Annotated in this window: 5 protein-coding genes and 3 pseudogenes; 6 read left to right on the forward strand and 2 right to left on the reverse strand. The window is 68.0% G+C overall.

Annotated features, from left to right (window positions below; all coding sequences use genetic code 11):
• Window positions 1-126 precede the first annotated feature (126 nt).
• Window positions 127-375: pseudogene (locus tag BFF77_RS33390) on the reverse strand (HNH endonuclease); the annotation flags it as partial.
• Window positions 369-1,178: pseudogene (locus BFF77_RS18995) on the reverse strand (NsdA family TPR-like regulatory protein); the annotation flags it as partial. The pseudogenes BFF77_RS33390 and BFF77_RS18995, both read right to left, overlap by 7 nt.
• A gap of 318 nt (window positions 1,179-1,496) precedes the next feature.
• Between BFF77_RS18995 and BFF77_RS19000 the strand changes: the two are divergent.
• The 6 genes and pseudogenes from BFF77_RS19000 to BFF77_RS19020 all read left to right on the forward strand — a co-directional run bounded on the left by BFF77_RS19000 (window position 1,497) and on the right by BFF77_RS19020 (window position 5,954).
• Window positions 1,497-1,942 (forward strand): annotated as a pseudogene (locus BFF77_RS19000) (ATP-binding protein).
• Between the two features lie 561 nt (window positions 1,943-2,503).
• Entirely contained in the window at window positions 2,504-3,307 is an 804-nt protein-coding gene (locus BFF77_RS19005) for a DNA glycosylase family protein (protein WP_066951193.1), read from the forward strand.
• A 12-nt stretch (window positions 3,308-3,319) separates the two neighbouring features.
• Entirely contained in the window at window positions 3,320-4,165 is an 846-nt protein-coding gene (locus tag BFF77_RS36920; RefSeq protein ID WP_245703584.1) for a B12-binding domain-containing radical SAM protein, read from the forward strand.
• A gap of 3 nt (window positions 4,166-4,168) precedes the next feature.
• Window positions 4,169-4,861, forward strand: a complete 693-nt coding sequence (locus BFF77_RS36925; protein WP_245703585.1) for a B12-binding domain-containing radical SAM protein — start codon at window positions 4,169-4,171, stop codon at window positions 4,859-4,861.
• The gene (gene tmk, locus BFF77_RS19015) at window positions 4,858-5,514 is read left to right on the forward strand and encodes a dTMP kinase (RefSeq protein WP_066951194.1); all 657 of its coding nucleotides are present in this window, start codon (window positions 4,858-4,860) and stop codon (window positions 5,512-5,514) included. Before BFF77_RS36925 ends, tmk begins: the two co-directional genes overlap by 4 nt.
• Entirely contained in the window at window positions 5,511-5,954 is a 444-nt protein-coding gene (locus tag BFF77_RS19020; protein ID WP_066951197.1) for an NUDIX hydrolase, read from the forward strand. Before tmk ends, BFF77_RS19020 begins: the two co-directional genes overlap by 4 nt.
• Window positions 5,955-6,068: the final 114 nt, after the last annotated feature.

Genomic DNA, 6,068 nt, shown 5'->3' on the forward strand with positions numbered 1-6,068 from the left:
AGGTGTTCTGGTCGGCCCCGGACCCCGCCCGGGGCCGACCAGAACACCTCACTGAGGGCTGTGCCGGATCATGTCGTGCATAGGTGTCCACGCCCAGTGCTGTCGATGTCGCCTGCGGATGTCAGATCATGGGTTCGGCATCTGCTCGTCAGCGGCCCTGCGCGGTCGTGTCAAGGATTTCGCCGCGCGCCTGTCAGCTGCGTGCTTCTGCTCCATGGAGGTCCGCAACTCCCCCGGAGTCGGCCATGGTGCGCGCCGGTGGATCATGCGGTGACAGTTGGCACATATGAGGGCGAGATCGCTGAGCTTGGTCCGGCTCTCCCCTGCTTCATGCAGCGGAACAACGTGATGGCATTCGATGTACCCGGCACCGCGTCCTGCGCCTGCTCGAAGGCCCGGCGGGTACCAGTGCGGTCCTGGGCCGTGCCGTGGATGGCGCCCTGGCGGGCCAGGCCGAGGGACGCGAACAGGGGGTCGCGGCGGGTGAGGTGCAGGTTGCGTGCGACGTCGTTTGCAGCGAGGGCGTCGGCAGGACGGCCCAGGTGCCGGTACATGGTGCCCGCGTGGCTCCAGATGCGGAACTTGATCTCCTGGTCGCCGGACATCTCGGCGAGAGCCTGGGCCTCGCGCATGTGCGCCTTGGCGACGTGGTAGCGCCGGCCGTCGATGGCGGCCCACATCGCGGAGGAGCGGAACGCGGCTGCGGAGGCGTAGAGGTTGCTTCGTACGCGCTGGGTGGCGCTGCCCGCGCTCTGGAGGTTGAGCGCCTCGTCGGCGAGGGCGGCGGCCCGCTGTTCGATGCCGAGTCGTCCGCCGTGGCGGTGGTCGCTGACGATGATCTCGGCGAAGCGCTTGTTGAGGCGGTTGACGTCGCTCATGCCGATACGGCGCGGCGATGCGGTGCCGGGTGCGGCTGCTGCAGCGGCAGCCGCCGCGATGCCGCCGACGAGAGTACGGCGCTTCATGTCGGGGTCCTCCTGCTGCGGTGGGGCCGGGATGGACGAAGGCCGGCTCCGTGGCACGAACCCTAAGGCGACAGGGGGTAGTCCGGTGACGTCCTCAAGTGCTCTGCGGGCGGCCGACTTTGGCCACGTGACCCGGCCCGCTTTCCACGCTCGGACCGATGAGCCGTCGAGGCCGCCAGGGCGTCCGGTCAAGCGTTCAATAGCCCTGTTCACGGCCTCGGCGAGGCTGTTGGAGCTGTAGCCGTGTTCGGTTATTTACGCCTCAAGAACGGTGTTGCGGATGGTGTCCATGCGGGCACGATAGCCCGCGCGATCCTCACCCGCCAGGTAAAGGAGAGGTCAAAACGCCCTAGGTCGGTCCGTCGACTGAGCATCACAACGTCCTAACTAACCTGCTGGCAAAGGGAGTTGTCTGGGTGCTGGTCGCCCGCCGCACCCCACCGTGCGGGCGGCTGTTGACGGCCCGGCCTGCCCCTGAGTTTCCCCGTGGAGGCAGGCCGGGCGCCGAGACGACACGAAGGTCCCACCGCAATGACGAGTCTGAGAACACCAGTTGAGGCCCTCTCCGCCAGCCACCCCACGTACAGCCGGACCTTCCCGTGCGAGCCGTCCACGGCCGAGTTCGGCCGCGAGGTCGTCCGGGACGTCCTCGGCGTGTGACACCTCGACGGCCTCGCCGACCGTGCCACGCTGATCATCACGGAGCTCATCGCGAACGCCGCCCGGCACACCCCGTGTCCCGAGATTCGCCTCACGGTTGGGCGGCCGAGCGCGACTCGGCTGCGTGTCGGGGTCGTGGACCGGGAACCATCGCGTCCTCCCGTCGTCAGCCAGGCGGTTGACGACGACGAATCGGGCCGCGGCTGCTCCTCGTCGACGCTGTCGCCGACCGCTGGGGCTACGACCTGCACGGCTCGGACAGACGTCCCTGGGGTAAAGAGGTCTGGGCGGAACTCCGTACCGAGGGCGGCAAGTGAGTCTCCTGGTCACGGCGCCCTTGCCCCTTCCGGATCCGGCCCGACTCCGGCCCCGCCAGCAGATGGCCATGGACTACGCCTTCTGCCCCCGGCTACTGGGAGCGAGCCGTCGACGGCCGGGCGACATACGCCACCGGAGCCTGCCGTTCCAGCTCTGGTCCTGCGTTCCCAACTGCCAGGCCGCCAGATCGTCTGTCCCGGCCGGCTGAGAAAGGAGATGTCCTTCGATGGAGTGGCTGTGGATCACCAGCAATTGCTGGCTCGGCTGCGGGCGTACCGGCGTCCTGGTGATCCGGCTCGGCCCGGTGCGGTGGGGTGGGCAACACGCCACGCTCTACGCGTGCGAGCAGAGCCTCAACCGCCTCAAGCTGCAGGTGTTCGCTTACTTCAGGGGGCGGCAGCCGACCGCCTCTGACGAAGAGAACGCCACACGGCAGACGAGAACGGATCCGGCGAGCAGCAGAGCCAGAGCCAGGGCCAGGGCTGAGCTGGTTGTGGCACCCCGAGCCCCCGTAACGCCAGAGGCTACGGCGAAACAAAGCACAACACGAGGAGCAATCGATGACCGGCGTCCTGACGACCGATCACCCCGCCTGGCACTCGCAGGAGAACGGCACACTCGCGCGTGCCGTCCGTACGGCCTCCGGCATCTGGGTCCTGGCCCACGACAGGGAGGGCCTGCACATGCAGTGTGTGCAGGGCACCGAAGACGTGAAGCCCACGTTCGTTCCAACGGACCCCGCCTGCCTGCCCGCCACAGTCCCCGCCGCGCTGCGAGCCGGACTCGACGAGCTCGGCGTCACCCAGCGTCTGGCGAACCCATCGCTGTGGGACGCGATCAGTACCGCGATCCTGCGGCAGGTGGTACGCGCCGACCAGGCCCGCAAGCTGTACCGCACCTGGTGCCGCACGTTCGGTACGACTGTCCAGGGTCCGTTCGGTGAGTTCGCCGTGTCACCCACGCCCGCCGACGTCCTGGCCTTGGCCGACGAAGAGTTCACCGGCGTCGGAGCGAAATTCCACCGCACCGCCCTGCAGGCCGCGGCTGCCGACTACCAGCAGCACCACACCGAGTGGGAACACCTGGACGCCGCCGATTTGGTCACCGCGCTGACGGGTATCCCCCGTATCGGTCCGTGGACCGCCGCTGCGGCCACCGGCGACTTCACCGGCGACTTCAGCATCTACCCGCACGACGACCTCGCCGTGCGCACCTGGGCCGCTCAGATCGCACCCGATCACCCGTGGCCCGACAAGAAGGACAAGGCGTTCGGCCTGCTGTGGACCGGATGGGCCGGAACCGACCGCACTGCCCTGCACACCCTGACTCTCTCGACCCTCACCTGGGGCTCACATGCCCCATGACCTGGAGGATCCATGCGGCAGTCAGAGCTGCTCACGGGCGCCGACACCAACCGCGAGCTCGACGCTCTGTTCGTGAACGCGCCGCTGCGCGACTACACCCTGCGGCCGCGCACCAACGACTACACGCTTCCCGTGCTGGGCATGGCCTATATCGCCACCTACGCCCAGCAGGCCGGCTTCAACGTCGGCGTCCTCGACGCTGAGGCGCACGGTCTGGGCATCGACGAGACCGCGAAGATCGTGAACGGGGCCAGGCCCCGGTGGGCCGCGATGAACCTCCTCGCACCCACTTACGAGATGTCCGCCCGGATCGCCGCCCAACTCGACCCCGCCATTGCTCTCATGGTCGGCGGGCACCACGCCAAGGCTATGCCGGACCGTGTCCTGGCCGACCCACGCATGGCCGGCCTGCGGGCCCTCGTGCTCGGCGAAGGGGAGTTGCGCGTCGCTGCGCTCCTGGAGGACGGAACGCGTCGGCGGGAGCTGCCCGGCGTGCTCCGGCGTGACCCGCTGCTCGGCACCCGGGCCGCGGGCATCGCAGATTCGAAGACGAGCGCCCAGATGCTCGGCCCGGACATCAACGCCCTGCCGTACGTCAACCGCGCCTTCCTCCCCCAGGACCCCTACCAGACCGCGCCCACCGCGACTGACCTGCGCCTCGCTGCCCGCCGCCCCGCCGACTGTGTCCAGGCCGCCGCTCGCAGCGGGCACATGGAGGCCAACATCGTCGGCAGCCGTGGCTACCCCTACAACTGCACCTTCTGTGGTGCCGCCTGGAGCGCCAACCCCGACGTCACGATCCGGGTCCGCAGCCCGGAGAACATCATCGGCGAACTCGACCAGCTGCACGACAAGTAGGGTGTGACCGCCTTCCGGTTCGTCGACGACCTGTTCCTGGGCGTGCGCAACATCATCGAGGAGCAGATGCAAGCGTTCACCCGACACCAGATCGGCGAGCGGTACGTGTGGGACGCCACCGGCCGCATCAACGTCCTTGACCGGATCGCCGACAGCGAGCTCGAACGCCTCGTCTCCAACGGGCTGCGCGAAGTGGCCCTCGGCATCGAATCCGGCAGTGACCGCATCCTGAAGACGATGGACAAGCGGATCAACGCCGAGATGACCGAGCGCGTCGCCGGCCGCCTGGTCGAACACGGCATCGGCGTCAAGGGCTACTTCATCCTGGGCTTTCCCGGTGAAAGTCAGGAAGACCTCGACGCGACCGTCCGCCACATCCGCAACCTGTGGGAGATTGCCGACCAGCACCCGGGTGACGTGCGTGCCAGTGTCTTCGAATTCCGCCCCTATCCGGGTACGCCCATCTGGCAGACCCTCATTAAGGCCGGTCACGACCCGGACGCCCTCCTCGCATACGGTGACGTCGATCTCACGGGTGACGGCGCCGACGAGTCGATGCGACAGCGAGACGAGTTCAACTTCTCCGTCGGCATCCAGTTCGGTGACGTGCCGCTCCAGCGGATCCGGGCGACGCCGGCGATGCTCACGAGAGAGCAGCACGACCGGAACCAGGGGGTCAAGGAGGTCGCCGCGTGACGGACAAGCGCACAGGATGGTTCGTGACGATCGACGGTCCCAGCGGGGTCGGCAAGTCCACTACGGTGAAGGCGCTCCACGACCATCTCACCGCCCAGGGGCGTCCCGCACGGCAGACGGTCGAGCCGACCACCAGCGACCTGGGCCGGTTCATCCGCAGCCACGCCGACCAAATCCACGGCCTGACCCCCGCTTGCCTGGTGGCCGCCAACCGCTACGAGCACATCGAGAGCGAGATCCAACCCGCGCTGCGAGCCGGCGAACTGATCATCAGTGACCGCTACCTGCCCTCGACGCTGGTCCTGCAACGGCTCGACGGCGTGCCCTTGGAATTCCTGCTCGACATCAACCGTCACGCGCTGCTGCCGGACCTCGCTGTGATCCTCACCGCGGAACCGGGACTCATCGCCGAACGCATCGCAACACGCGGCGTCACCCACCGCTTCCATCTCGACCCCTCGGCGCCCGGCCGGGAAGTCGAGCTCTACGCCGATGCCGCATCCCAGCTCATGAGGCAGGGGGCAAAGGTGCTGCTTCTCGAAACCGACAACGCCACCCCTTCGGACGTAGCACGCCGAATCGCCGACGCCATCCCGGCTCTGCCGATAGCGTCGGTCACCCCACCCACCCATCCAACCCCCCAAGGAACATGAGCGGACAACCGGCACAGCCCGTCATCGACACTCACGTCATCCTCCGCGATGGCGACAAGATCCTTTTCTCGCAACGTGGCGGCCCTTACGGTCACGGCCGGTGGCACATGCCATCGGGAAAGCTCGACCAAGGCGAGCCCCTTCCCGACGGCGCCGCCCGGGAGTTGTACGAGGGGACCGGCATCACCGTCGACCCGGTTCACCTTCGCCTGGTCCAGACCGTGCACCACCGGCAGGACGCGCGGGTGGAGCGGATCGGTTTCTTCTTCGAGGCCACCGAATGGGAAGGGCAGCCCGTCAACAAGGAGCCTGAGAAGTGCCTCGCCCTTGAGTGGTTTACCGTGCACGAGCTGCCCGACGACATCATCGAGTACCCGGAGGCCGGCCTGCGCGGCTACCTCGACGACAGCGGCCCTCTTACAGAACACGGCTGGCAGTAGACCTGGACCGGCCGCCTTTTCCACCCCTCGCGGCGACGTCCGTGGCTCGGATCCCGGTTGTCCGCTCTCCCCATGGAGGATGTTCGGGGACCTCGCACAAGGCAGCGGCCCCGG

The organism is Streptomyces lushanensis (assembly GCF_001700515.1).
GTDB classification, from domain to species: Bacteria; Actinomycetota; Actinomycetes; order Streptomycetales; family Streptomycetaceae; genus Streptomyces; species Streptomyces lushanensis.